Raw genomic sequence first — 26,048 nt, forward strand, 5'->3', positions numbered from 1 at the left:
GTGGTCACAGCAGCGTGGGCGCTGCGGCGAGCAGGGAGCGGGTGTAGGGGTCCTCGGCGTCGGCGAAGATCTGCTCCGCCGGGCCGTGCTCGACGGCCCGGCCGCGGTTCATCACCAGGATCTCGTCGGAGACGAAGCGCACCGTCGAGATGTCGTGCGAGATGAACACGAGCCCCAGGCCGAGCTCGGCCTTGAGGTCCATGAGCAGGTTGAGCACCTGGGCGCGGACCGAGACGTCCAGGGCGCTCGTGGGCTCGTCGGCCACGATCACGTCGGGCTGCAGGGTGAGCGCGCGGGCGATCGCCACGCGCTGGCGCTGGCCGCCGGAGATCTGGCGGGGGAGCACGTCGAGGGCGGAGACGGGCAGGCCCACCTGGTGGACGAGCTCGGTGACCCGCTCCAGGCGCTCCTTCTCGGTGCCGATGCCGTGGACCCGCAGCGGATCCATGAGCGCCTCGCGGACCACCAGGCGCGGGTTCAGGGCCGTCGCGGGGTCCTGGAAGACCACCGAGATGGTGCGGCCCAGCTCCTTGCGGGCGGAGCGCGAGCGGCCCAGCGGGCTGCCGTGGAAGCGGACCTCCCCGCTGGTGACCTTCTGCAGGCCGGTCATCACCCGGGCGAGCGTCGACTTGCCCGAGCCCGATTCGCCGACGATGCCGAGCACCTGCCCGCGGTCCACGCTCAGGCTGATGCCGTCGACCGCGCGGATGGTGTCGGGGTGCAGCAGGGAGCCGGTGCGCAGGCGGTGCACGACGTGGACGTCGCGCAGCTCGATCACCGGGGATGCGTCGTGGGTGCTCCGGGAGGTCATAGGCGGGATCCTTCGTCGTCGGCGGCCAGGGCGGCGGGCACCCGGTCGGTGGTGGCGACCACGTGGTCGTGCGAGGCGTCGTCGTCGATCGCGACGAGCCGCGGGCGCTCGTCGGCGCGGGCCGACGGGTCCTGCGAGCGCGGCGCGAAGCGGTCGCCGGCCGCGAACTCGCGGGGCGAGGGCACGGTGCCGGGCACCTGCAGCAGGCGCTCGGCGCGCGCCTCGATCGAGAGCACTGAGCCCAGCAGGCCGCGCGTGTACTCGTGGCGGGGGTCGGTGAGGATCTCGCCGGTGCTGCCCTGCTCGACGACCTGCCCCGCGTACATCACGGTGATGCGGTGGGCGAGCTGGGAGACCAGGGCCAGGTCGTGGCTGACGAAGACCATTGCGAAGCCCAGCTCCTCGCGCAGCCGCTCGAGCAGGTCCACGACCTGTTTCTGCACGGTCACGTCGAGCGCGGTGGTGGGCTCGTCGGCGATCACCAGGCGGGGGTCGCGGGTCAGCGCCATGGCGATCAGCACGCGCTGGCGCTGCCCGCCCGAGAGCTCGTGCGGATAGGAGGCGAGCGTGCGCGCGGGCTCGAGGCCGACGAGCTCGAGGAGCTCCTCGGCGCTGCGGGTGCCGCCGCGCGAGGTCAGCTGCTTCATCTGCGAGCGGATGAGCATGGACGGGTTCAGGGAGCTCAGCGCGTCCTGGTAGATCATCGCGACGTCGTTCCCGCGCAGGGCGTTGAGCTCCTTCGTCCCGAGGTCCAGGACGTTCTTCCCGTCCAGCAGCACCTCGCCGCTCACGCGGGCGGTGCGGGGGAGCAGCCCCATGATCGCCAGGCTGGTGACGGACTTGCCCGAGCCCGACTCGCCGACCAGGCCCATGGTCTCCCCGGGGCGCACCGCGAAGGACACGTCGTCGACGATGTCGACATCGCCGTGGGCCTCGGGGAACGCCACCTTGAGGTTCTTCACCTCGAGGATCGGCGCGCCTGTCGCGGCCTCGGGTCGGGACCCGCGCGCCTGCTCGGCCGTGCGCAGACGGCGCAGGGAGTCGTGCAGGACCTGCTGCGCGGTGGCGGCGTCCATCGCCCCGAGCACGTCGTCGGCCCCGTGCGCATCGGTGTCGGTGGAGGAGCCGGCCGCGTCCGCGGGGGCACCGGTCTCATGGACGCCGGAGGTCGAGGCCGGGGAGGGGACGCCAGCGGGCGCCCTTTCGGAACCGGTCTCGGCGCCGCCCGCGGTGGGGCTCTGCTCGGCCTCCTCGAGCACCTTCACCTGGGCGCGCTCGTCGGCGTCGACGTCGACGGAGGCCTTGATGCGCGGGCTCGCGAAGGCGTCGGTGAGGCCCTCGGAGAGGATGTTCAGGCTGAGCACGGTCAGCAGGATCGCGACGCCCGGGAAGAACGTGGGCCACCAGTAGCCCGCGAGCAGCACGGCCTTGCCCTCGCTCATGATGTTGCCCCAGGACGGAGCGGGCGGCTGGACGCCGGCGTTGATGAAGGACAGTGAGGCCTCGAGCACGATCGCGTCGGCCACCAGCACGGTCGCGAACACGAGGATCGGCGCCAGGCAGTTGCGGGCCACGTGCTTGAACAGGATCCACGCGGTGGAGGCGCCCATGACCTGCGAGGCCGCCACGTAGTCCTCCCCGAACTGGGAGAGCACGTTGGCGCGCACCACGCGGGCCAGCTGCGGCACGTACAGGAAGCCGATCGCGAAGATCAGCACCGGCAGCGAGGTCCCGAAGACCGCGACGAACACGGCCGCGAGGGCGATGCCCGGGAAGGCCATGATCACGTCGAGGATGCGCATGAGGATCTCGGAGGGCAGCTTCGCGGCGGTCGCGGCGAAGGACCCCAGCACGGCGGCGGCGACGAGCGCGGCGCCGGTCGCGCACAGACCGATCAGCAGCGAGGAGCGGGCGCCGGTGAGCACGCGCGAGAACACGTCGCGGCCCACGCTGTCGGTGCCCATCCAGTGCTCGCCGCTCGGGGGCTGCACGGGGGAGCCTGTCGCGAGCGGGTCGTAGGGGCTGAGCACGGGGGCGAGCGCGGCGGCGAGGATGAGCAGCGCCAGGAAGCCGAGCGCGAGCTTCGAGGGCAGCGGCAGCGAGCGCAGCGCACCGGGGCGGGCGCCGCTGACGGAGGCGAGGCGGGAGCCGAGGCGTCGGCGCATGTCAGATGCTCCTGATCCGGGGGTTGACGAGGACGTAGAGCAGGTCCACGAGGATGTTCACGACGATGAAGGCGATCGCGACGGTGAGAGTCACGCCCTGCACGAGGAACACGTCGTTGCGCTTGACGCCGTCGAGGATGAGCTGGCCCATCGCCTGGATGTTGAAGATGATCTCGATGATGACCGCGCCGCCCATCAGATAGCCCACGCGCAGCCCCAGCACCGTGATCGGGGTGATCAGCGCGTTGCGCAGCACGTTGCGGCTCACCACGATCGGGTAGGGCACGCCCGCGCCGACGGCCGTGCGCACGTAGTCGCGGTCCAGCTCCTCCACCATCGCCGTGCGCACCACGCGGATGAGGGAGCCGGCGACGGGCACGCCGAGCGCGATCGCGGGCAGGGCCACGTTGTGCGTCCACGCCGCGGGATCCGTGAGCGGACCGACCCACTGGCTCACCAGGGCCGGGAACGCGCCCCACCCGCCGGGAACCTCGCCGAGCCACTGGATCAGCAGGATCGCGAGCCAGAAGGAGGGGGTCGCGAGCGCGGCGACGGACAGCACGCGGATGACCTGGTCGACCCAGCGGTCGCGGAACAGGGCGGCGAGCACGCCCAGGATCGCGGCGACCACGATCGCGAAGGCCAGGCCGAGGAACGTCAGCTGCAGGGTGATCGGGAAGGCCCGGGCGACGACGTCGGTCACGGGGGTGTTGCCGCTCGTGGTGCCGAGGTCGCCGTGGAGCATGCCCCCCAGGAAGCTGAGGTAGCGGATGACCAGGGGGTCGTTCAGACCGTTCGCGTCGCGGTACTGCTCGAGCGCCGCCGGGGAGGCCGACTCGCCGAGCGCGAGGCGCGCAGGGTCGGACGGGGAGAACGACATCACGACGAACACCAGCAGGGTGACGCCGAGGATCATGAGCGGCAGCGAGACGAGTCGCCGGCCGATCAGACGGACGAGTGAGGACACGGATCCCTCCAGGCGGGCCGAGGTCGGGCGGTCGGGGTCGGGCGGACGGGCCGCGGTGCGTGCGGGCGGAGCCCCGCGCGCACCGCGGCGGCGGTCACTGGGTGCTGCCCACGCCCACGAAGCTGAGGCCGGTCAGCGAGGTGGGCTCGAAGCCCACGAGGGTGGTCGGGTCCCAGGCCGACGGGGCCTTGCGGTGGAAGAGCGGGTACAGCGGGATGTCCTCGGACAGGAGGTCGAAGGTCTGCTGCCACATGGACGTCTGCTTGTCCGTGTCGGTCTCCTTCATGGCCTCCTTGAGCAGGTCCGTGACCTGGGTGTAGCTCTCGGAGCCCTTCCAGTGCATGCGGGTGTCCGTCCAGGTGTCGGCGAAGTACCACCAGCGCATGAGCAGATCGGCGTCGTTGCCGAACACCGACGGGTCCCCGGGGGCGATCACGACGTCGTAGGCGTCGCTCTTGCCGTCGATCGAGTTGTAGACCTCCGCGGACTGCTTCTCGGTGAACTCGACCTTCACGCCCGCGGCCTCGAGGGACTGCTGGATGATCGGGGTGCACTGCTTGACCCAGTCGTGGTCCGTCGCCATCAGGCGGAAGCTCTTCAGGCCGGTCTCGGCGAACAGGGACTTCGCCTTGTCGAGGTCGAGGGCGTAGACCGTGGAGGCCTGCTTGAAGTCGGGATGGTCCTTCTGGACGAAGCAGGCGGCGGCCTCGGCCTGGCCGGAGAGGCCGTCCTCGATGATCTTGTCCATGTCGAGCGCGTACATGAACGCCTGACGGTTCTTGAGGTCGTGGAAGGGGTTGTCCTCGCCGTAGTTGAACATGGCGAACAGCAGGCCGAATCCCAGCGGCGACTCGACGGTGCCCGAGCCCTCGAGCTGGTCGATCGAGAGGTAGGGGACGGAGTCGATGGCCTGGGCGCTCTTGGACTGCATCGCGTTGGTGCGGGTCGAGGCGTCGGGGATGATCTGCCACGTCATCTTCGCGGCCTTCGCGGGCTGCGGGCCGTTGTACTTCTCGAAGCGCTCGAACTCGACCTTCTTCGAGGAGGCGCCGCTGTCCGTCATCTCGTAGGGGCCGGAGCCGACGGGCTTGGCGTCGAAGGCCTTGGGATCCTTCTCGACGGCCGCCTTCGGCACGATCTTCACCACGCTCAGGCGCTCGGCGAGGATCGCGACGGGGTGCGCGAGGGTGAAGGTGACCGTGGTGTCGTCCTTCTTCTCGACCTTCTCGATGAAGTCGATGAAGCCGGCGTACAGCGAGAGGTTCTTCGGATCCAGCACGCGCTCGAAGGAGTACACGACGTCCTCGGCGGTGACCTCGCTGCCGTCGTGGAAGACGGCGCCGTCGCGCAGGGCGACGTCCACGCTGGTGCCGTCGCTCGAGGGGATCTCGGAGGCGAGCGCGGCGTAGACCTCGCGGGTCACGGGATGCAGCTCGGTGAGGCCCTCGAGGGTGTGCCAGTTGACCGCGACGGTGAGCGCGGCGCTCGTGGTCATCGGGTCGTAGCCGTTGGTGCCCAGCTCGTAGGAGATCGCGGCGGTGATGGTGCCGTCCTCCTTGGCATCGGTCGCGGCGGCTCCGCCGGCGTCCGAGGAGGTGTCGCCGCCATCGCGCGGCGCGCAGGCGGCGACGGTGCCGATGATGCCGGCGGCGGCGGTGAGGAGGCCGGCGCTCCTGAGGAGGCTGCGGCGCGTGGTCTGGATGGTCATGATCGGTGCGTCCCTTCGGGTGGGAGTGCTCGGCCGGACCGGGATGGTCCGAGGCCCGGGGGCTCCGGGTGCGGGCGGACGACTGCGTCCGTGCTTCCGGCGTCCCGCGCATCGAGCGGAATCTTCATCAGACGTCTGATGTCCGATGTTCTAGCGGTACTGTATCCCCGGATGCCAGCGGATCGGTACGGGTTACCGAACCGTGATCCGGATCGCATGATGGATCGCATCATGGAGGCGGGCCGCGCAGGAGCACGGTCCACGCGAGGGAGGAGAGCGCATGCGCCGGAACGACGCGGGCGGGGACGTGGTGGCCCGGATCAAGGACCTGATCCTGCGGGACGGGCTGCATCCGGGGGACCCGATGCCCACCGAGGCGCGACTCGTCGAGGAGCTGGGCGTCGCGCGCTCCTCCGTGCGCGAGGCGATGCGCACGCTCTCCTCGCTGGACATCGTGGAGGTGCGGCACGGGCACGGGACCTATGTCGGCCGCATGTCCCTCGCGCCGCTCGTGGACGGTCTGCTGTTCCGCGCCCGCCTCAACGACGGCAACGACCTGCGCACGCTGCGCGAGGTCGTGCAGGCGCGCATCGCCCTGGACCTCTCGCTCGGGCGCCGGCTCGTGGAGGCCTGGCGCGGCCGGGATCTGGCGCCCGCGCGGGCGCAGGTCGAGCGGATGCGCGAGGCGCACGCGGCCGGGCGCCCCTTCACGGAGGCGGATCAGGCCTTCCACGCCGCGGTGCTCTCGGAGCTCGACAACGAGCTGATGATGCAGCTCAGCGATGCCTTCTGGCAGGTGCACACCTCGGCGCTCCCGCTGCTCGACGTGCCGCCCGCGGCGGACATGCGCCTGACCATCGAGGCGCACGACGCGATCGTGGACGCCCTCGAGTCCGGCGACGAGAACGCCTACGCCAAGGCCGTGCACGCGCACTACGGACCACTCGAGAGGACCCTCACCGCCTCGGAGTGAGGGTCCTCCCGCGCGATGGACCTTCCGCGCTGCGACGCCGGACTGGCCGCCCGGGTCAGCTGGGGCTCGACGACCCCTCGTGGGCGCCCTCGCGGCGCGCATCGCCGCTCATGCTGCCGATGCTCGCTGCGGGCGTCGCCTCGTCGTGCCAGCGCAGCAGCGCGCCGATCCCGTCGACGAGGACGTCGGAGCCCTCAGTGTCCTCGCGCAGCGCGCTGATGCCCGCGTCGGTGCGGATGGCGCTGAGCAGCAGGCGCTCGACGTCCGGGCAGGGGCGTCCCGAGACCAGCAGCAGCTCGTCGACCTGACCGCGATCGAGCACCTGGGCGACGTCGTCGGCGCTGGTGGCGGCGGCGCCGTCACGGCCGCTGGCCTCCCGGAACCGCGCGAGCAGGTCCTCCTCGTGGCGAGCGATGAAGTCTCGCGTCACGCGCACGACCTCCTCGCGGAACGCAGGACGGTCCAGGCTCTTGCCGCGGGTGCCGCCGGGCACCTCGTGCAGGCGCTCGAGGGCCTCCTGGCCGAGCTCCGCCTTCAGCAGTGCGCTCGAGCGCACGTCCCCGGTCAGCAGCACCATGTCGGGCCGCTGCTCGCGCACGATGCGCTCGACGGTCCGTGCGACGGCCTCGGCATTGCGCTCCCAGGAATCCTCGACGCGGGCCTCGATGTTGCTCGCGCGCCAGCCGTGCTGGGCCCCGCCGCCGAGGCTCGCCTTGTGCAGCTCGTCGTGGCCGCCGTCGACGCTCGCGTCCTCGCCCAGACCCTCGCCGTGCTTGCTGAGGGAGGGGGCGTCGGGCGCGCGCAGGCGCAGATCGGCACCGGCGCGGTCCACCTCGATGAGGAGCTGGGTGACGGCGAAGGGCGTGAGCTCGAGGAGCGGCAGCAGCTCGGGCTCGTCGCCGAAGTGCGCGGACTCGTGCAGGGGCGGCACGGGCAGGACGCGATCGACGACGATCTCGTCGCCCGCGGCGATCACGGTGCGTCCGTGGCGTCCTCCGATGGCCGACGGGGTCAGCAGGGTCTCGCCGATCCGGTCGAGCAGGGGAGCCGGGGCCCCGGCCGCGGCGAGCTGGTCGCGCATGCGGGCCCAGCGGGCCTCGATCTCGGTGACGGCCTGCGGATCCAGCCGCGTGGTGTCGAGGTGGACGGAGACGTAGGGGCCCGCGTTCTCCAGTGCGGACCTGAGCCAGGGAAGCTTCACGTGTACCTCCTGCATCGGCGGTGACGGCGCCCGGAGCCTGACGGCCTCTGCGCCGTGCGGGTGCCGCCACCTTTCCACGGCGCACAGGGTGCCGCAACCGGTTCCCGCGAACTGCGCGGACGCACGCCTCCTGCCGCTGTGCGCTGGGATATTGAGATGTCCGGATGATCCGGAACGGCGGTTCGACGCCGCGAGGCGCCGCGGTCGCGCGGCCCGGGCGATGTCCGGGGCTATGTCCTTCGCGCGGGACCCGGGGGCGGACGCGCCCGTCAGTCGCGGTCCTCGACGGCGTCCTCGAGCTCGTCCTTGGTCATCGAGGACCTGCCCTCGACGTCCTGTCGCCGGGCGTCCTCGTAGAGCTGGTCGCGGGTGCGTCCCTGCGGTCCCTCGTGGGAGTGCTTCCCGCCGCGCTCGGAGGGGGACGCGTCCTTCGTCGAGGTCGTCGAGGACTCCTCGGCCTCGCCCTCCTGGGCGCGGGTCTTGTTCACGGTGCGCGCGGCGATCTCCTCCGCGGTCTCCTCGGAGCGGCCCTGCTCCTGGACGCTGTCCTTCACGTGCTGGTACTGGCGCTCGCGCTTCTCGCTCCATGCCTCGGGCATCACGGCCTCCTCGCCTGTACGGATCGTCCGCGCCCGGTCACCCGACCGGGCGCGATCCACACTACGCCCGGCGGCCCGGCGGCCCGGCGGCCCGGCGGCCCGGCGGCCCGGCGGCCCGGCGGCCCGGCGTCAGCGTGCGGACGACGTCCCGCGACGCTCGGAACGTGAGGCTCCGCCCCTGCGCATGCTCAGGGTGAACAGGGCGATCACGGCGATGAGGATCAGCAGTCCCACGAGCACGTGCAGCCAGACCACGCCCATCTCGGCGATGCCGATCTGGATCAGGGCGAGCACGGCGACGGAGATCGCGTGCATCATCAGCCCCTTGTTGCCGCTGCGGCGCGACCACAGCACGGCGCTGACCGCGGCGGCCAGGGTGTCGAGGAAGAGCACGTAGCCGAGCGTCTGGTGGAGCGGGAACACGCCGCCGATGCTGCCCAGGATGCCCAGGCCCAGCAGGGTCTGCACGATCGCGATCAGAGCGCTGCTGCCGGCGGTCAGGCGCAGGGCGTTCAGGACGGGATCGGTGGGTGCGGACGGTGCGGGGGAGGACGACGAGGGCGTGTTATTCGACATGGTGTCAGCATAACTGCGGTGGGCGCGGAGGTGCCGCCCGCGCACGCTCAGCGGGTGCTGTCCCACACCTCGCGCCAGTCGCGGGCGAGGGTGTCGATGTTCGCGTGGGCGTTCAGCCCGCTCGGCTGCGGCACCACCCACAGCAGCGAGTCCTCGGGCCAGTCCTCGACGTCGGCCGGATCCTGGAGCCCGAGCTTCGCCCGGGGCAGGCGGAAGGCGGTGCGGTAGGCGGTGATGCCGGCGATCGCGACGGAGCGCGGTCGCATCTCGCGCGCGCGTTCGACGAGCCGTCCCCCGCCCTCGTGCAGCTCCTCGCGCGCGAGCTGGTCGGCGCGGACCGTGGCGCGGCCCACGAGGTTCGTCAGGCCGATGCCCCGGCCCAGCAGCTGCTGCTCGTCCTCCTTGGTGAGTCCCGCGGCGCAGTCGACCTGGTGGTCGGTGAGGCCCGCGCGGTGCAGTGACGGCCAGAACCTGTTCCCGGGACGTGCGAACGGGGCGTTGACCGCTGCGGTCCAGAGCCCGGGGTTGATGCCGACGATGAGCATGCGCAGCGGCGACGGGTCGCCCGGGCCCGGCAGGATGTCGTCGACGCCGTGAGGGTCCGTGGTGGAGACCTGCGCGAGATCGTCCTTGGTGGGACGTCGGCCTCCGAGGGGCGAGGGGCGGCGAGAAGTCATCCCGGCACTGTATCGATCCGAGGCGGATCGCCCGGCCCGGACGACGGCTCGTCGGCCCGGATCTCGCCAGCCCGGGTCTCGCCGGCCCGGATCTCTTCCGAGCCTCCCGTCCGGCGGTCCCACAGCACCCAGGGCAGGGTGAGGAGTGCCCAGACCACCGCGATCGCGAGCGTCTCGACGAGGAGGTACCGGGGCCAGGGGCCCATCACGTCCAGGAGGCTCGGTCCCGCGGGCGCATGGCTCAGGTACCCGTAGTTCGCGCCGGTCAGCGCGTTGCCAGTCATCGCGATCAGTGCCCACAGCGCCGTCGCCGCGCAGGCGAACCCGAACCCTCGCCAGGTGGGGCGCATGCGCAGGCCCCACACCAGGAGCACGGGGATCAGCACGCCCGTGCCGTGGGCGATCCAGTACTCGGCGAACTCGAGCGGCGGCCATACGAAGTAGTTGACGTCCGGTGTGAGCACGGACTGCATGTTCAGGGTGAGGCCCCAGTAGTAGGTGATGACCACGAGGCGCCGTGCGCGGGTGATCAGGGCCAGCGGCCCGATGAAGCGCAGCACGTCGGAGAGGTGCAGCGGCAGGGACTCGTCGATGTCCCACGCCCACGGCATGAAGCCCCACAGCGTCCAGAGGAGCGAGTTGGCCAGCAGCGCCCAGCCGAGGATCCGCAGTCGGCGCTCGAGAACGGGCGGGCCCGCGCGATCGTTCCCGCCGTCGGCCGGGCGGCCCGGCCCGCGGACCCCGCCGCGCTCGACGTCGGCCCGACGGCGCACGACGACCACCCCGAGGACGCAGAGCACCGCGATGACCGCGAGCATCGTGACGTGCTGGGCGCCGTAGGGGGCCATGTGCCCCAGCAGGGGCGCGTCCGCGCTGTCCACACCCGCAGGGTAGACCGGCGCGGGCGCGAGGGAGCGGAGGTCGCGGGCACCGGGGCCTCAGACGGTCGCGGCCCCGCGGCGGACGCGTCGCGCGTGCTGCTCCTTCAGCACGGTGACCAGGGCGGCCGCGAGGAGCGTGCCGACCACGATCGCGAGCACGTACCCCCACACCGGGCTGATCGCGAAGAACACGAAGATGCCCCCGTGGGGAGCCTGCGACCCCACTCCGAAGGCCATGGTGAGAGCGCCGGTGACCGCGCCGCCGGCCATCATCGAGGGGATGACCCGCAGCGGGTCGGCCGCGGCGAAGGGGATCGCGCCCTCGGAGATGAAGGAGGCGCCCAGCAGCCAGGCCGTCGTGCCGTTCTCGCGCTCCACCTGCGTGTACAGCGAGCGGCGCACCGCCGTGGACAGCGCCATCGCCAGCGGCGGCACCATCCCGGCGGCCATCACCGCGGCCATGATGTGGAAGGACGCCTCGGTCCCCTGGGAGAGTCCCGCGGTCGCGAACAGGTAGGCGGCCTTGTTGATGGGGCCGCCCAGGTCCACGCACATCATCAGCCCGAGGATCACGCCCAGCAGGATCGCGGACGTGCCGCTCATGCCGGTCAGCGCGTTCTGCAGGGCCTCCATCACCCAGGCCAGCGGGCGGCCGAGCACGAGCAGCATGGCCCCGGCGACGAGCCCCGAGGTGACGAGCGGGATGATCACGACGGGCATCAGCCCGGCGAGCCAGCGCGGCGGCCGCAGCGACGCGAGCCACATGGCGATGAGCCCCGCGAGCAGACCCGTGACCAGACCGCCCAGGAAGCCCGCGCCGACCGTCACCGAGATCGCCCCGCCGATGAAGCCGGGGGCGATGCCGGGGCGTCCGGCCAGGCCGAAGGCGATGTAGCCCGAGAGCGCGGCGACCAGGAAGCCCATCCCGGCGCTGCCGATCGCGAAGGCGACCGCGCCCAGGTACAGCAGCAGCCCGGCGCGCGAGGTCATCTCCTGACCGCTCGCGCCGTCGTAGCTCAGGTGCCCGGGCAGGTTCGTCAGTGAGTTCCCGGTCGCGACGTCCTGCGCGACGTAGGAGACGTCGAACCCGCCCAGCAGGAAGCCCAGGGCCATCAGCAAGCCGCCCGCGGCGACGAACGGGATCATGTACGACACGCCTGTCATCACGGCGGCCTGGATCCGCTTGGGCCAGGAGACCGCGGCGGCGGAGGTCGACCCGGTGCCGCCGAAGCTGCTCGAAGCGTCCGCGCCCACATCGTCGGCTACGGCGGAGACCTTCCTCCCGCGGGGATCGCGGGCTGCGGCGACGGCCTCGTCGACCATCTCGGGGCCGTGGGAGATCGCGCGCTTGACCGGGTGCTCGATGACGGGCATGCCGGCGAAGCGCTCGCGCCCGGAGATGTTGACGTCTGCCGCGACGATGAGCGCGGAGGCCTCCGCGATCTGCTCGGACGTGAAGGGCGTGATGCCGCCCGAGCCCTGCGTCTCCACGTGAAGGCGCACGCCCTTCTCCGCGGCGGCCGTCTCGAGGGACTCGGCTGCCATGTAGGTGTGGGCGATGCCGGTGGGGCACGAGGTGATCGCGAGCAGCACGGGGGAGTCCTCGGCCGACGCGGGCGCGTCCTCGGAGGCACCGTCCGTCGGTGCGTCGGCCGCCGTGCCGTCCGTCGGGGCGGGGGCGGGGGAGACGTCCTCGGCCGACGACGACTGCGCGGGTTCGGGCTCGGCTTCGGGCTCGGGCTCGATCACCCCCATCACCAGGTCGGCGGCCTCCTGGGGCGTCGTGGCGGCGCGCAGCGAGGCGAGGAACTCCGGGCGCACGAGGGCGCGCGAGAGCTGCGCGAGCAGACGCAGATGCTGGTCGTCCGTCCCGGCGGGCGCCGAGATACCGATCACGAGATCGGCCGGCCCGTCGGCGGATCCGAAGTCGACTGGTGCGGAGAGCCGCAGCAGGCCGAGAGCGGCCTCGTGGACGGCCTCCGTGCGGCAGTGGGGGATCGCGAAGCCGCCGGGCATGCCGGTGGCGAAGGACTCCTCGCGGGCCAGCAGCCCGGCTTCGAGCCCGTCGCGGTCCGAGCGTCCGGTCGCGGCGATCAGGTCGGCCATCTGGCCGATCACCGCGGACTTGTCTCCCGCCGGCTCGACGTCCAGGCGGACGAGATCTGCGGTCATGAGGGGTTCTGACATGGCCAGCTCCTTCTTCGGAGGGCCCGGCTCCAGCCGGGCGGGGGTCATCGGTCGTCGGCGGTGGGCCGACGTCACGTCGGGTCGGATGTCCGGTGTAGTCGTGCGGGTCAGAGGGCCCGCACGGCATCGGGTCGGGCGACGACCTGGTCCGGGCGGGGGATGGTGGTGCCGGGCAGGGCGACGGCCGCGCTGCCGTAGGCGACGGCGCGGGCGAGAGAGGAGGGCGCGTCCTCGCCGCGGCTGCGGGCGAGCAGGAAACCGGCGGTCGCGCAGTCGCCCGCGCCCACCGTGGAGACCACGCGGGTGGGGCCCGCGGGGCAGAACCAGGTGCCCTGCGCGCTCGCGAGCAGCGCGCCCGCTCCACCGAGGGTCACCAGGACGTTCGCGACGCCCTGCGCCCGCAGGTCCTGCGCGGCCTCGCCCACGGGGCCCAGTTCGGCGGAGTCCAGATCCGTGCCCGCGCGCTCGAGGGCGTCGAGAGCGACGGCATCGAGGCCGGTGAGCTGCGCGAGCTCGAGCGCATTGGGCTTGAGCAGGTCCGGGGCGCACACCGGGTCCTCTGTCCAGGCGGCGGCGAGGGTGCGCAGGGGTGCGTCGGAGGTGTCGACGCCCACCCAGGCCCCGCGCTCGTGCAGCCTCCGGACCATCCGCGCGTACCAGTCCTCGGGGAAGCCGGGGGCGAGGGATCCCGAGAGCATCACCGTGTGCGCGAGGGACCGCTCGTCCGTGGACGCGTCATGGCCGGGCGGACCGCCGAAGGCGCCGCCGCCCGACCCTGTGAGCAGGGCGGATTCGAGGGCCGCCAGCTCGGCAGGGGAGATTCTCGCGCCCGGCTCGTTGAGCTTCGTGGTCACCGTGCCGGCGGAGTCGGCGTGGGCGTCGGGGTCCTCGGTGGACGCGGTGCCGCCGGTGCTGCCGGCACTCTCGGCGCCCTCGGGCGGTGAGAGCACCGTGAGATTCGTGCGCACGGGGCCGGCGACGGGGGAGGTGCGCAGCGGCGCGTCGGAGTCCTCGAGCAGAGCCCGGTAGGGGTCCTCGGCCCCGACCGGCACGAGCGTCTCGACCTCGGCGCCGGCGAGGTGCAGGGCCCGGGCGACGTTCACTCCCTTGCCCCCGGCCTGGGTGGCCTCGCGGACGATGCGGTGCACTCCGCCCGGGGCGAGGGGAGAGCCCAGGACGACCATGCGGTCGAGTGACGGGTTCGCGGTGAGCGTGCGGATCATGCGACCACCACCTCGGTGCCGGCGTCCTCGAGCTCGGAGCGCAGCGCCTCGGGCAGGTGCGAGTCGGTGACCAGGGCGTCGATGTCGGCCGTGCGGGCGAAGGCGACGAGCCGGCGCACCTGGGCCTTCGAGGAGTCCGCCAGCAGCACGCGCCGGCTCGCGCGCTCGACGATGGCGCTCTTGACCGCGCCCTCCTCGGGATCGGGGGTGAACAGCTCCGCGCCGTCGAATCCGTTGCATCCCAGGAACGCGACCTCGGGGCGCAGCCGCGCGAGAGCGGACACCGTCTCCGCGCCGACGCCCGCCCCGGTGCCGGGACGCAGTCGCCCGGGCAGCACGTGGACGGGCGGGCCGTCGAGGCCCAGCGCCGCCTGTGCGACGTCGAGCGCGTGGGTGAGCACGGGGCCGGTGCGCTCGGCGAGATGGGGGACCAGCGCGAGGGTCGTGGTGCCTGCGTCCAGCAGCACGGGCGCCTCGGGATCCGGGGGAAGGAGCTCCCGGGCTGCATCGGCGATCCGGCGCTTGGCCTGGGTGTTCGTGGTCCGACGGGTGTCGAGGTCGGGCTCCGCGTCGCGGGTGCGGCGGGCGATCGCCCCGCCGTGGACGCGGGCCAGCAGGCCGCGCCGCTCGAGGTCGTCGAGGTCACGGCGCACGGTCTCGGTGGTCACGTCGAAGCGCTCGGCCAGGTCCGAGACGGTCACGCGGCCGGCCTCCTCGAGCGCATCGAGGACCTGGCGCTGTCGCTCCTGGGCGTACATCACATCACCTGCGTCATCGGAGGGGAGGGCAGCGGGAGCACGGTCCGGCTGCCGGGATGAGCCACACACTAGAACATGAACCCACAGAAAACAACAGAATGAAATGTGGGGACCTGTGGGCGCAGTACGCGGGCGCTCGGTCGGCGACCTCCCGCGGGCGGTAGCATCGGTGGACCCCCGCTCGATCCGTCCCAGGAGCCCAGATGTCGCAGGCCTACCACGCCGATTCCTCCGATCTCGTGACGAAGGAGGTCCTCGACTGGGAGCTGTTCGGGACCGCGTCCCGGGAGCTCGCGCAGACCATCGCCGACTCGGGCTTCGATCCCGAGATCGTGATCGCGGTCGCGCGCGGGGGCCTGCTGCCCGCCGGCTCGCTCTCCTACGCCCTGGGGCTCAAGCTGGCCGACGCGATCAACGTCGAGTTCTACACCGACGTCCACGAGACCCTGCCGGATCCGGTGCTGCTGGCGCCGATGCTGGACACGGAGTCGATCCAGGGCAAGCGCCTGCTGGTGGTGGACGACGTCGCCGACTCCGGACGCACCCTCGCCCTCGTGCTGAAGCTCCTGCGCGAGATGGGCGCCGACGCCCGCAGCGCGGTGCTCTACGCGAAGTCCGCCTCCGTGGTCGATCCGGACTTCGTCTGGCGGCGCACCGACGAGTGGATCGTCTTCCCGTGGTCGGCCGAGCCTCCGGTCACGCCCGCGACCGGGGCCTGAGTCCCGCCCCATCCGGCTCCGCGCCTGTCCTCCCGCGGGCGTCAGACCCGCTGGCGTCGCACCGCGGGCGTCAGCCCCGCGGGCGTCGCACCGTCGAGGGGCCGCTCTGGCGCCAGGTGCGGTCGAGTGCCGTCACCGCGTACCAGCCGCGTGCCTCCGCGCCCGTGTGCGTGTACTGCTGGACGCTCTGGCCCTCGTCGGCCCGCACCACGGCGACGAGGTTCCGCGCATCCGCGAGATCCCGGCTCGTCACGTGCGGTGAGCGCAGGCGCCAGACGGCGAAGCTGGTCGCCTCCCCGGTGAAGCGCAGCGTGACGCCCCTGCGCGAGGAGCGCACGGACTGCAGGTAGGGCGCGGCGGGCGCAGTCCCCTCGACGCTCTGGATGACGGGGACGATGGCCGGGTGTGCGAAGCGCTCGCGCACGAGCTGCTTCACCGCGCCGGTCTCGTCATCGCGCATGCTCGTCGCGCTGAAGCAGACGTATCCCCCGACGGAGCCCAGCTCCCGGCCCAGCTCCACGTGCTCGGAGAGCTCCGCGGGATCCTCGAAGGTGCCGTCGACCGCCTTGTAGGCCGCTTCGCCCACGAACAGCGCCACCTCGGAGTCCTCCGCGAGGTCCGCCCACCAGCGCACCAGGGTGTCGTAGTCGGCGAGCTCGTGGCCGATCTGCCAGTAGATCTGCGGGTTGATGTAGTCGACCCAGCCCTGCTGGACCCAGCGCCGGGAGTCGGCGGAGATGATCTCGTACGACTCCGATCCCGCGGTGTCCGACCCCGCGGGATCGCTCGTGGAGTTCCTCCAGATGCCGAACGGGCTGATGCCGAAGCGCACATGCGGCTTCTCGCCGCGGATCCTCTCGTGCATCTCGCTCACCAGCAGGTCGACGTTCTCCCGCCGCCAGTCCTCGATCGAGGAGGAGCCGTCGCCATAGCGCTCGAAGGTCCCGGCGTCCGGCAGCTCCTCGCCCTCGACCGGGTAGGGGTAGAAGTAGTCGTCGAAGTGCACGCCGTCGACGTCGTAGCGGGAGACGGCGTCCATCATCGCGTCCTGCACGAAAGCGCGGACCGCGGGGACGCCCGGGTCGTAGTACAGCTTGCCTCCGTAGGAGAAGGACCAGTCCTCGTGGGTGCGCGCGGGATGGTCCTCGACGAGGTCGGCGGGGTCGTCGCTGTTCATCGACACCCGGTAGGGATTGAACCAGGCGTGGTACTCGAGGCCCCGGCTGTGGGCGGCGTCGATCTGGAAGGCGAGCGGATCGTATCCGGGGTCCTTGCCCTGGGTGCCCGTGAGCCACGTCGACCAGGGCTCGAAGGACGAGGGCCAGAACGCGTCGGCCGTCGGCCGCACCTGGGAGATGACCGCGTTCATGCCGAGGTCCTGGGCCAGATCGAGCCAGGCGAGGTACTCGTGCTTCTGCTCGAGTGCGCTCAGCCCTGTTCTCGAGGGCCAGTCGATGTTGTCGACCGCGGCGATCCACAGGGCCCGGAACTCGCGCACCGGCGCGCTGTCGTGCCCACGGTCGTGCCGCTTTCCGTGCCCGGCGGGGGCTGCGGTGCCCTCGGCCCGGGCGGAGCCCGCGCCGAGGGCGACGGCGGCGCTGCCGGCGGCGGCACCGGTGGACGCGCGGAGGAGCGATCGGCGGGCGAGGGGTTCCACGGGGCCTCCTGAGGCGGGAGAGGGGAGCGCGAGTGCATGCGCGGACCGGCGAGCCGATCGCGCGCTGGGGACGGAGCTCGAGCGCGCTCCACGCTCCCATGTCAGCACGTCCGTGGCAAGCGTCACACGCGGCGGGCCCGCGGCCACGGGTTCCGCCACGAGCGCACGGGGCTTCCCCCGACGCCCGCCAGGTGCCAGTGTGGGGCGTATGAAGATCACACTCATCGGAGGACATGGCAAGGTCGCGCTGCTCGCCGAGCCGCTGCTCGTCACGGCGGGGCACGAGGTGCGCGCGGTCATCCGCGATCCGGACCAGGTGGCCGACATCGAGGCGACCGGAGCGGGAGCCGTCGTCATCGACATCGAGCGCCTGGACGAGGAGGGCTGGAAGGATCTCATCGCGGATTCCGACGCCGTCGTCTGGACGGCCGGCGCCGGCGGCGGGGATCCGGAGCGCACGTACGCGGTGGACCGCGACGGCGCGATCGCCTCGATGGACGCCGCCGCGCGCGCAGGCGCCCGCCGGTACGTCATGGTCAGCTACTTCGGCGCCGGGCCCGACCACGGGGTCGACCCGGGCAACGGCTTCTTCGCCTACGCGGAGTCCAAGGCCGCGGCCGACGAGCACCTGCGCGGCACCGACCTGGACTGGACGATCCTCGGCCCGAGCGGCCTCACCCTCGAGGAGCCCAGCGGCAGGATCGACGTGGAGGCCGCGGAGAGCGGCACGGTCAGCCGTGCGAACGTCGCCCAGGTGATCGCCGCAGTGATCGACCGTCCCGAGACCTTCGGCCGGTTCGTGCAGTTCAACGACGGCGACACGCCGATCGCCGAGGCCGTCGCGGGGATCTGAGGCCCCGCGCGGGCCGGCACCGAGCACGTCGGACGCGAGCGGCCCGCGGACCCCGGGCAGTCGCCTGGGGCCCGCGGGCCGCTTCCGTGCGCGGCACCGCCGCACGGCGCCGGCGCCGACGCTCCCGGGTGCGGGGCGACGCCGAGGGCTCAGGCCGCCTCGCCCCGCCTCCCGCGGAGGCGGGGCGACGATCCGCACCACGAGCAGCACGAGGGCGCCGACGACGAGCCCGAGCAGCATCGAGCAGAGGGTCGCGCCGAGCCAGCCGACCGCGCCGCCGATCCCGGGGATCCGCGCGAGCAGCTCCTCGAGATGGTGCACCCAGGCGTAGGGGACCTCCATGCCGAGCTCGTGGGTTCCCTCGAGCAGGATGTGCCCGCCCACCCAGAGCATGGCTGCCATCCCCACGTAGCTGATCACCGTCATCACGTGCGGCATGGCCGCGACCAGCCCGCGCCCCATGCGCTGGGCGGCGGGGGAGTCGCGTCGGGCCATCGCCAGGCCCATGTCGTCCATCTTCACGAGGAGGCCGACGGCACCGTAGACGAGCGCGGTCAGCGCGATGCCGACGACGATCAGCACCGCGGTGCGCAGCAGGAACGGCTGGTCGGCGACGGTGTTGAGAGAGATCACCATGATCTCCGCCGAGAGGATGAGGTCCGTGCGCACGGCGCCCTTGACGATCCCGTCCTCGGCGGCGCCGTCCTGCTCGGACGAGGGCGCCCCGGAGCCGGCCCCGTGCCCGCTCGTGTCGTCGTGCCCGTGCGGGTGGACGAGCTCCCAGATCTTCTCCGCCCCTTCGAAGCACAGGAAGGTGCCGCCGAGCATGAGGATCGGCGTGAGCGCCCAGGGGGCGAGCCAGGACAGCAGCAGGGCGACCGGCAGGGTGATGAGGAGCTTGTTGACGAGCGAGCCGCGGGCGATCCGCCACACGATCGGCAGCTCCCGTCGGGGCTCGAGCCCCCGCACGTACTGCGGGGTGACGGCGGCGTCGTCGACCACGACGCCCACGGCCTTCGCGCTCGTGCGCGCCGAGGCGGCCGCGACGTCGTCCGCGCTGGCTGCTGCCATCTTGGCCATCGCGGCCACGTCGTCCAGGAGTGCTGCGAGTCCGCCGGCCATGGTCCGCCTCTCTGTCGGGGGCTCCGCCGGGATCGCGTCGTGCGTCCCCGAGCGCGCTCACAGTACCGGGGAATGCGGCATCGCACCCGGGAGGGGCGCGCCGCAGCGGGGCATCGCCCCTGGACATAGGGTGTGAGGGCCGCCCGGCGGTTCCCGGGCGGTGATGAGTTCGGGAGCGCACGAGGAGGGAAGGTACCCATGACGTCGCTGCGGCAGTGGGCCGCCGTGATCGCACTGGCCGTGGGGATCTTCATCCTCATCACGATCGAGGAGCTGCCGATCGGCGTCCTCAGCGTGATGGCCCCCGATCTCGGCGTGAGCGAGGGCGTGGGCGGTCTGGCCGTCACGGTCCCGGGCGTGCTCGCCGGTGCCATCGCGATGCTGACGCCGGTGATCGTGGGAAGCCTCGATCGACGGCTCGTGCTCGTGATCGCCCTGCTCAGCGTCGTCGTCTCGTGCGCGCTCAGCGTGGTCGCGCCGAGCTTCGCCGTGCTGCTGATCGCGCGGCTGTTCGCGGGCGTCTCGATCGGCCTCTACTGGGCGGTGCTCGCGATCGTCGCGCTCGCGCAGATGCCGCCCGCGCGCTCCTCGCGCGCGCTGACCGTCGCCTTCAGCGGCGCGGGCGCCGCGCTCGTCCTCGGGGTGCCGGTCGCATCCTGGATCGGCACGCATCTGGGGTGGCGCACGTCCTTCGCCGTGGTGGGAGCGGCTGCGCTCGTGGTCGCCGTGCTCCTGGCCGTGCTCGTCGCGCCCGTGGGCACCAGTGCACCGGTCTCCCTGCGGATGATGGGTCGCGCCGCCCGCTCGCGCGGCGTGCGCCATGCCCTCGGACTGACCGCCCTGGTGATCACCGCGCAGTTCATCACGTACAGCTATGTGAGCCCACTGCTGCACATGCGCGCCGGCGTGCCCTACACCCGCATCGGGATCATGCTCCTGGCCTTCGGCATCGCGGGCCTGATAGGGAACTTCGCCGTGGGGATCCTGCTGCGGCGCAGCGCCCCTCTCGGCGTCCTGGTGATCGCCGCGGGACTCGCGCTCGCCCTCCTCGGGCTTCTCCTCGTGACCTCGAGCGCGACCGCGCTCGTGGTGATGCCGCTCTGGGGGCTGTTCGCCGGTGCGGTCTCCGTGACCGTGCAGGCGTTCGTCGGCTCGGAGGCCCGCGAGGTCGTCGAGGAGGGGACCGCGCTGAACAGCGCCGCCTTCAATGTGTCCATCGCTCTCGGCGCGCTGATCGGCGGGCGGATCCTCGACCTGGCAGGACAGGAGGCGATGATCGGGACCTCCGTCGTGATGATCGCGATCGCCCTCGTCATCCTGGTGCGCTACATGCGCACCACGCCCACCCACGTCTGAGGGACCGCTCAGCCTGCGATGCGGAAGCCGCTCGTCCCGCGCGGATCGGCGTCGCGCACCTCGGTCCCGCTCACCCGGGCGCTCGGCGGTCCCTCGGCGAGCCACTCGAGCATCCGGTCGACGGCCTCGGCGGGCCCCTCGACATCGGCCTCGACGGTGCCGTTCAGGAGGTTGCGCACGGTGCCCGTGACACCCAGGTCCTGCGCGGCGTCCGCCGCGGCCCAGCGGAATCCGACGCCCTGCACGCGTCCGCTCACACGCACCACCCGCCGGATGACCTTCTCGTCCATGGCTCCTCCTCGTGCCCGTCGACCGCTGCGGCCAGGATGAGAAGACCCTAACGTCACCGCAGGCCCGGGAATCGAGAGCAGTGGTTACGGTGGTTGGCGTACGACCACGGCACAGACCCCAGGGAGGAACATCATGGCTCGTCGCATCCGTCGCACGGCAGCGCTCCTGGCGACCGGGATCCTCGCCGCGGCCGCCCTCGGCGCCTGCGGAGGTCCCGAGGACGACGCCGCGGAGAGCGGCTCCTCGCAGTCCACCGACCAGGGCGGCGGGTCCTCCGCCTCCGACTCCGGCGGCACCTCATCGGACACCGGCGGCGCGTCCGACGGCGGGAGCGACGGGTCCGACGCGGGCGGAGGCGACGCGTCGGGCGGAGGCGACGCCTCGGACGGAGGCGACGACAGTGCGGGCGGCAGCGGGACCGTGAGCTCGCAGCCGGCCCCCGACGCGGACCTGCGCGAGGTCGCCTTCCCCGTGGACGCGCAGAAGGCCGTCGACCTCGCCGCCGACGAGGCGGGCGACGGCACCGTCCACGCGGTCGAGCTGGACCACGACTCGAAGGACGACGCCTGGCAGTACGACGTCAAGATCCTCGCCGGCGAGCAGGACCACGAGGTCACGATCGACCCCGTGAGCGGAAAGGTCGTGCACTCCGAGCAGGAGCACACGGACGACACCGAGAAGGCCATCGACCTCTCCGATCCGATGACCTTCGACCAGGCGCTCGAGTCCGCCTCGAAGAAGGCCGACGGGCCCCTGCGCAGCTGGAAGCTCGAGTGGGACGACGGGCACCGCGCCTACCAGTTCGACATCGGATCGCAGCACGAGACCGACGAGGTCACCGTCGACGTCGACAGCGGCAGGGTGAGCGTCGACGCCGACTGATCCCATGCCGTGCCGGCATCCAGGAAGATCGGTGCGACGCGATCGGCGCCTGCGAGGAGGAGCTCGTCCAGTCCGGCCCCTCCGGGCGTGATCCGGCGAGATTTCACCCGTTGTCGCCGCCGGTGTCAGCCGTGACGGTGCCCTTCGCCGCCTCCGACTCGTCAGCGTTGTCGTCCCACTGCCAGGTCGCGACCTCGGGATGGTCCGCGCCCTGGGTGTACGCGTACTCGCGTGCCCGGATGCGGGAGTCGACCATCCGCTGGCGCAGGCCGGCGAAGCGGGTTCCCAGGCCGTCGACCCGATCGATCGCGTCGATCACCAGGTGGTAGCGGTCCATGTCGTTGCGCATGAGCATGTCGAAGGGCGTCGTGGTCGTGCCCTCCTCCTTGTAGCCGCGCACGTGGATCCGTGAGGCGCGATCGTGGCGGTAGCTCAGACGGTGGATCAGCCACGGATAGCCGTGATAGGCGAAGACGACGGGGGAGGACTCGCCGAAGATCCCGTCGAACTCCCTCTCCGAGAGACCGTGCGGATGCTCCGAGTCGTGCTGCAGGCGCATCAGGTCCACCACGTTGACCACCCGCACGCGCAGGTCGGGGATCTGCTCGCGGAGGATCTTCGCCGCCGCGAGCACCTCGATCGTCGGGATGTCCCCGGCGCAGGCGAGCACGACGTCGGGCTCCTCGCCCTCGACCTCGGTGCCTGCCCACTCCCAGATGCCCAGGCCGCGCGTGCAGTGGACGATCGCCTCGTCCATGCTCAGCCACTGCGGTCCCGGCTGCTTGCCCGCGACGACCACGTTCACGTACTGGCGCGAGCGGAGGCAGTGGTCGTAGGTGGACAGCAGCGTGTTGGCGTCCGGCGGCAGGTAGACCCGCACGATCTCGGCCTTCTTGTTGACCATGTGGTCGATGAATCCCGGGTCCTGATGGGAGAAGCCGTTGTGGTCCTGGCGCCACACGTGGGAGCTCAGCAGGTAGTTGAGCGAGGCCAGCGGCCGGCGCCACTCGAGCTCGTTCGTCACCTTCAGCCACTTCGCGTGCTGGTTCACCATCGAGTCGACGATGTGGATGAAGGCCTCGTAGGAGTTGAACAGCCCGTGCCTGCCGGTGAGGAGGTAGCCCTCGAGCCACCCCTGGCACTGGTGCTCGCTGAGCACCTCGATGACGCGGCCGCTGCGGGCCAGGTGCTCCTCGTCGTCGTCCGCCACGAACTGCGCGTTCCACTGCTTGTCGGTGGCCTCGTAGACGGACTGAAGACGGTTGGACGCGGTCTCGTCGGGTCCGAAGATGCGGAAGTTCTCGGGATTGGCCTCGATCACGTCCCTCAGCCAGTCACCCAGCACGCGCGTGGCCTCCGAGGTCGTCGCCCCGGGGCGCGGGACGTCGACCGCATGCTCGCGGAAGTCGGGCAGGCGCAGCGCCCGCAGCACGGAGCCGCCGTTGGTCACCGGGTTCGCCGACATCCGCCGGGTCCCGGCGGGTGCGGTGTCCGCGTACTCCTCGCGCAGCCGCCCCTGGTCGTCGAACAGCTCCTCGGGTCGGTAGGAGCGCAGCCACGAGTCCAGGACCGCGAGATGCTCATCGGTGTCGCGGGCGTTGGCCAATGGCACCTGATGGGCCCGCCACGACCCCTCTGACTTCTTGCCGTCGATCTCCGCGGGCCCGGTCCATCCCTTCGGCGTGCGGAAGACGATCATCGGCCAGGTGGGCCGCTCGGGCTCCCGTCCCGCGGCGTCGTCCTCGGCAGCCTTCGCCTTGATCTCCGCGATGCGGTCCAGGGCCGTATCGAGCACCTCGGCGAAGCGCCTGTGCGCCGAGAGCGGATCCTCGTCGTCGAAGCCGCCGGTGAAGAACAGCGGCTCATGGCCGTAGCCGCGCATGAGGGCGGCGAGCTCGTCGTCGCCGATGCGCGCCAGCACCGTGGGGTTCGCGATCTTGTACCCGTTGAGGTGGAGCACGGGGAGCACCACGCCATCGGTGAGGGGATTGGTGAACTTGTTGCTGTGCCACGACGTGGCCAGCGGTCCGGTCTCGGCCTCTCCATCGCCGACCACGGTGAACGCGAGGAGCCCTGGGTTGTCGAGGACGGCGCCGTAGGCGTGCGAGAGCGAGTAGCCGAGCTCGCCGCCCTCGTGGATCGACCCCGGGGTCTCCGGCGCCGCATGGGACGGGATCCCGCCGGGGAACGAGAACTGGGTGAACAGGCGGCGCATGCCGGCCTCGTCCTCGGTGACCGAAGGGTAGGTCTCCGTGTACGTGTGCTCGAGGTACCCCGCGGCGACCACACCGGGCCCGCCGTGGCCGGGACCGGTCACGTACATCGCGTCGAGATCGCGCTGGCGGATCGCCCGGTTCATGTGCGCGTACAGGAAGGTGAGTCCGGGGGTCGTGCCCCAGTGGCCGAGCAGGCGGGGCTTCACGTGCTCGCGTGCGAGCGGCGTGCGCAGCAGGGGATTGTCCATCAGGTAGATCTGACCGACGGAGAGATAGTTCGCCGCGCGCCACCAGCCGTGCAGGCGGAGCAGCTCCTCCTGATCCGGTGCGGTGCCTTCGGCGGCGGGCCAGACTGCGGGCCGGACCGGCTGGGTCGGGGCCTCGTTCATGGGACTCTCCTCGTTCCTCGGCGGACCGGACGGATACGTCGTGTGCCCCACGCTAGAGCTGAGGGTGCTCCTGCGGAACCCCTCGGGCCCGGTCCGCGCCGCGACCCGCGGATCCGACTACGCTCCGTGCATGGCACAGGCGAAGAAGCAGCAGAGCACCCGTCCGACGAAGAGCGCGAAGCAGGGCGGGAGCGCGAAGTCGGCGACGTCGGCGGCGTCGAAGTCCTCGCGCGATCTCCCACCCGGCGTCCTCGCACCCGGGTCCCTGCCGGACGACGTCCCGGGCGGCTTCCCGGTCCCGCCGGGGTGGGCGGGCGACGTCCACGAGTTCGACCCGCACGCGACCCCGGGCTTCGACGGAGGCAAGAAGAAGGGCGAGAAGCACCTCCTGGCCTGCGACGGCTCCCTTGCTGATCTGCAGGAGCGACTCTTCGCGGCCCATCACGGGGAGGCGTCCGGCGGGCGCAGCGTGCTGCTGGTCGTCCAGGGCATGGACACCTCCGGCAAGGGCGGGATCATGCGGCACGTCGTCGGCGCCGTGGATCCGCAGGGGGTCTCGATCACCGCGTTCAAGGCGCCCACCGAGGAGGAGAGCCAGCACGACTTCCTGTGGAGGATCCGCCCGCACGTGCCCGCGGCCGGCCAGATCGGCGTCTTCGACCGCTCGCACTACGAGGACGTGCTCATCCACCGGGTCCACGGATGGGCCGACGCCGAGGAGATCGAGCGGCGCTGCGCCGCGATCAACGCCTTCGAGAAGGAGCTCACCGACTCGGGGGTCACGATCGTGAAGGTCATGCTCCACGTCTCGTACGCCGAGCAGGGCGAGCGGCTGATGGAGCGCCTCGAGCGCCCGGACAAGCACTGGAAGTTCAACCCCGGGGACATCGACGAGCGCGGGTACTGGAGCGCCTACATGGACGCCTACTCGAAGGCTCTCAGCGCCACCTCGACCCCGCACGCGCCGTGGGTCGTGGTCCCGGCCGACCGCAAGTGGTACGCCCGGATCGCCGTGCAGCAGCTGCTGCTGCAGGCTCTGAGCGAGATCGACCCGCAGTGGCCCGCCGCCGACTTCGACGTCGCCGCGCAGACCGCGCGCCTGCGGGAGACCTTCGCCTCGCAGCGATGAGTCGGGGCCGACGGGGCACAATGGAAGGACCAGCGCACATCGAGCAGAAGGATGCATGACATGGCCACCACCGCCTTCAAGGGCACCCCCGTCACCACCGTCGGCGAGCTCCCCGCCGTCGACTCCGCCGCCCCCGCGTTCGAGCTCGTCGGGCAGGACCTCGGCACGGTCGCCTCCGGCGACTTCTCCGGCCGCCGGGTCGTGCTGAACATCTTCCCGTCCCTGGACACCGGCACCTGCGCGATGAGCGTGCGCCGCTTCAACGAGATCGCGAGCGGCCTCGAGAACACCGTGGTGGTGTGCGCCTCCGAGGACCTGCCCTTCGCGCAGGCCCGCTTCTGCGGCGCCGAGGGCCTCACGAACGTCGTCACCGGCTCCGCCTTCCGCTCCTCCTTCGGAGAGGACTACGGGGTCACCCAGACGAACGGTCCTCTGCAGGGGCTGCTGGCGCGGGCGGTGGTGGTCATCGACGCCGACGGCACAGTGATCCACAGCCAGCTGGTCCCGGAGATCTCCGAGGAGCCCGATTACGACGCCGCCGTGGCGGCGCTCGGCTGACACGGACTCGGCTGACACGGATCAGCGTCGGACGGTCGACGTCGCGCGCGGGGCCTCGGGCGGAATGCCCGGGGCCTCGCGTGTGCTCGAGGGGTTCGCGGGCCCTCCGGGTGCGGCCCGTTCCGAGGAGTGAGGCCGGACCCGAGCAGC

At 71.9% G+C, this 26,048-nt stretch carries 22 protein-coding genes and 1 pseudogene; 7 read left to right on the forward strand and 16 right to left on the reverse strand.

The features are described from left to right. Positions 1-4 precede the first annotated feature (4 nt). The 4 genes from FHG10_RS03530 to FHG10_RS03545 form a co-directional block, all read right to left on the reverse strand. A complete protein-coding gene (locus tag FHG10_RS03530) occupies positions 5-811 on the reverse strand; it encodes an ABC transporter ATP-binding protein (protein WP_152351914.1) in 807 nt (268 codons plus the stop codon). Beyond that, positions 808-2,976, reverse strand: a complete 2,169-nt coding sequence (locus FHG10_RS03535) for a dipeptide/oligopeptide/nickel ABC transporter permease/ATP-binding protein (RefSeq protein WP_152351915.1) — start codon at positions 2,974-2,976, stop codon at positions 808-810. Before FHG10_RS03535 ends, FHG10_RS03530 begins: the two co-directional genes overlap by 4 nt. Position 2,977: 1 nt before the next feature. After that, positions 2,978-3,943, reverse strand: a complete 966-nt coding sequence (locus FHG10_RS03540) for an ABC transporter permease (protein ID WP_193636177.1) — start codon at positions 3,941-3,943, stop codon at positions 2,978-2,980. Positions 3,944-4,037: 94 nt separating this feature from the next. Then, on the reverse strand, positions 4,038-5,651 hold the full coding sequence (locus FHG10_RS03545) for an ABC transporter substrate-binding protein (protein ID WP_152351916.1): 1,614 nt from the start codon (positions 5,649-5,651) through the stop codon (positions 4,038-4,040). Positions 5,652-5,931: 280 nt separating this feature from the next. Here FHG10_RS03545 and FHG10_RS03550 point away from each other — a divergent pair, with 280 nt between their 5' ends. Next, positions 5,932-6,624 carry a FadR/GntR family transcriptional regulator gene (locus FHG10_RS03550; RefSeq protein ID WP_152351917.1) on the forward strand — a complete coding sequence of 231 codons (693 nt, stop codon included), beginning with the start codon at positions 5,932-5,934 and terminating at the stop codon, positions 6,622-6,624. A gap of 55 nt (positions 6,625-6,679) precedes the next feature. Here FHG10_RS03550 and FHG10_RS03555 read toward each other — a convergent pair whose 3' ends face one another. From FHG10_RS03555 to FHG10_RS03590, 8 genes are all read right to left on the reverse strand, one after another. Further along, the gene (locus tag FHG10_RS03555) at positions 6,680-7,825 is read right to left on the reverse strand and encodes a baeRF2 domain-containing protein (protein ID WP_152351918.1); all 1,146 of its coding nucleotides are present in this window, start codon (positions 7,823-7,825) and stop codon (positions 6,680-6,682) included. 269 nt (positions 7,826-8,094) lie between these two features. Then, positions 8,095-8,424 (reverse strand): plasmid stabilization protein, encoded by a 330-nt coding sequence (locus tag FHG10_RS03560; protein ID WP_152351919.1) that lies wholly within the window; start codon positions 8,422-8,424, stop codon positions 8,095-8,097. Between the two features lie 129 nt (positions 8,425-8,553). Then, positions 8,554-9,000 carry a hypothetical protein gene (locus tag FHG10_RS17890; RefSeq protein WP_193636178.1) on the reverse strand — a complete coding sequence of 149 codons (447 nt, stop codon included), beginning with the start codon at positions 8,998-9,000 and terminating at the stop codon, positions 8,554-8,556. A gap of 47 nt (positions 9,001-9,047) precedes the next feature. Continuing rightward, positions 9,048-9,677 (reverse strand): mismatch-specific DNA-glycosylase, encoded by a 630-nt coding sequence (locus FHG10_RS03570; RefSeq protein ID WP_152351921.1) that lies wholly within the window; start codon positions 9,675-9,677, stop codon positions 9,048-9,050. After that, the gene (locus tag FHG10_RS03575) at positions 9,674-10,558 is read right to left on the reverse strand and encodes a YwaF family protein (protein WP_227488005.1); all 885 of its coding nucleotides are present in this window, start codon (positions 10,556-10,558) and stop codon (positions 9,674-9,676) included. Before FHG10_RS03575 ends, FHG10_RS03570 begins: the two co-directional genes overlap by 4 nt. Before the next feature lie 57 nt (positions 10,559-10,615). After that, the gene (locus tag FHG10_RS03580) at positions 10,616-12,745 is read right to left on the reverse strand and encodes a PTS fructose transporter subunit IIABC (protein ID WP_152351922.1); all 2,130 of its coding nucleotides are present in this window, start codon (positions 12,743-12,745) and stop codon (positions 10,616-10,618) included. Between the two features lie 107 nt (positions 12,746-12,852). Then, on the reverse strand, positions 12,853-13,968 hold the full coding sequence (locus FHG10_RS03585; protein WP_152351923.1) for a 1-phosphofructokinase family hexose kinase: 1,116 nt from the start codon (positions 13,966-13,968) through the stop codon (positions 12,853-12,855). Next, on the reverse strand, positions 13,965-14,726 hold the full coding sequence (locus FHG10_RS03590) for a DeoR/GlpR family DNA-binding transcription regulator (RefSeq protein WP_152351924.1): 762 nt from the start codon (positions 14,724-14,726) through the stop codon (positions 13,965-13,967). The genes FHG10_RS03585 and FHG10_RS03590 overlap by 4 nt, the downstream gene beginning before the upstream one ends. A gap of 203 nt (positions 14,727-14,929) precedes the next feature. Between FHG10_RS03590 and FHG10_RS03595 the strand changes: the two genes are divergently transcribed. Continuing rightward, on the forward strand, positions 14,930-15,445 hold the full coding sequence (locus FHG10_RS03595; RefSeq protein WP_152351925.1) for a phosphoribosyltransferase: 516 nt from the start codon (positions 14,930-14,932) through the stop codon (positions 15,443-15,445). A 70-nt stretch (positions 15,446-15,515) separates the two neighbouring features. On the opposite strand, the gene FHG10_RS03600 is transcribed toward FHG10_RS03595, so the two are convergent. Then, entirely contained in the window at positions 15,516-17,102 is a 1,587-nt protein-coding gene (locus tag FHG10_RS03600) for a glycoside hydrolase family 10 protein (protein ID WP_152351926.1), read from the reverse strand. 208 nt (positions 17,103-17,310) lie between these two features. On the opposite strand from FHG10_RS03600, the gene FHG10_RS03605 reads away from it, so the two are divergent. Continuing rightward, positions 17,311-17,955 carry an NAD(P)H-binding protein gene (locus FHG10_RS03605; protein WP_152351927.1) on the forward strand — a complete coding sequence of 215 codons (645 nt, stop codon included), beginning with the start codon at positions 17,311-17,313 and terminating at the stop codon, positions 17,953-17,955. Positions 17,956-18,162: 207 nt separating this feature from the next. Here FHG10_RS03605 and FHG10_RS03610 read toward each other — a convergent pair. Next, positions 18,163-19,077, reverse strand: a pseudogene (locus tag FHG10_RS03610) (DUF808 domain-containing protein); the annotation flags it as partial. 198 nt (positions 19,078-19,275) lie between these two features. Between FHG10_RS03610 and FHG10_RS03615 the strand changes: the two are divergent. Beyond that, positions 19,276-20,433 (forward strand): MFS transporter, encoded by a 1,158-nt coding sequence (locus FHG10_RS03615; protein WP_152351928.1) that lies wholly within the window; start codon positions 19,276-19,278, stop codon positions 20,431-20,433. 8 nt (positions 20,434-20,441) lie between these two features. Here FHG10_RS03615 and FHG10_RS03620 read toward each other — a convergent pair whose 3' ends face one another. Further along, entirely contained in the window at positions 20,442-20,723 is a 282-nt protein-coding gene (locus FHG10_RS03620) for an acylphosphatase (RefSeq protein ID WP_152351929.1), read from the reverse strand. A 133-nt stretch (positions 20,724-20,856) separates the two neighbouring features. Between FHG10_RS03620 and FHG10_RS03625 the strand changes: the two genes are divergently transcribed. Continuing rightward, complete coding sequence (locus FHG10_RS03625; RefSeq protein WP_152351930.1) at positions 20,857-21,606, forward strand: PepSY domain-containing protein; 750 nt, start codon at positions 20,857-20,859, stop codon at positions 21,604-21,606. A 103-nt stretch (positions 21,607-21,709) separates the two neighbouring features. Here FHG10_RS03625 and FHG10_RS03630 read toward each other — a convergent pair whose 3' ends face one another. Next, positions 21,710-24,211 carry a phosphoketolase family protein gene (locus tag FHG10_RS03630; protein WP_152351931.1) on the reverse strand — a complete coding sequence of 834 codons (2,502 nt, stop codon included), beginning with the start codon at positions 24,209-24,211 and terminating at the stop codon, positions 21,710-21,712. Between the two features lie 130 nt (positions 24,212-24,341). On the opposite strand from FHG10_RS03630, the gene FHG10_RS03635 reads away from it, so the two are divergent. Both FHG10_RS03635 and tpx read left to right on the forward strand, forming a co-directional pair. Continuing rightward, entirely contained in the window at positions 24,342-25,340 is a 999-nt protein-coding gene (locus tag FHG10_RS03635) for a polyphosphate kinase 2 family protein (protein ID WP_152351932.1), read from the forward strand. 60 nt (positions 25,341-25,400) lie between these two features. Further along, positions 25,401-25,898 (forward strand): thiol peroxidase, encoded by a 498-nt coding sequence (tpx, locus tag FHG10_RS03640; protein WP_152351933.1) that lies wholly within the window; start codon positions 25,401-25,403, stop codon positions 25,896-25,898. Positions 25,899-26,048: the final 150 nt, after the last annotated feature.

Origin of the sequence: Brachybacterium subflavum (assembly GCF_009299795.1) — a bacterium.
Classification (GTDB): domain Bacteria; phylum Actinomycetota; class Actinomycetes; order Actinomycetales; family Dermabacteraceae; genus Brachybacterium; species Brachybacterium subflavum.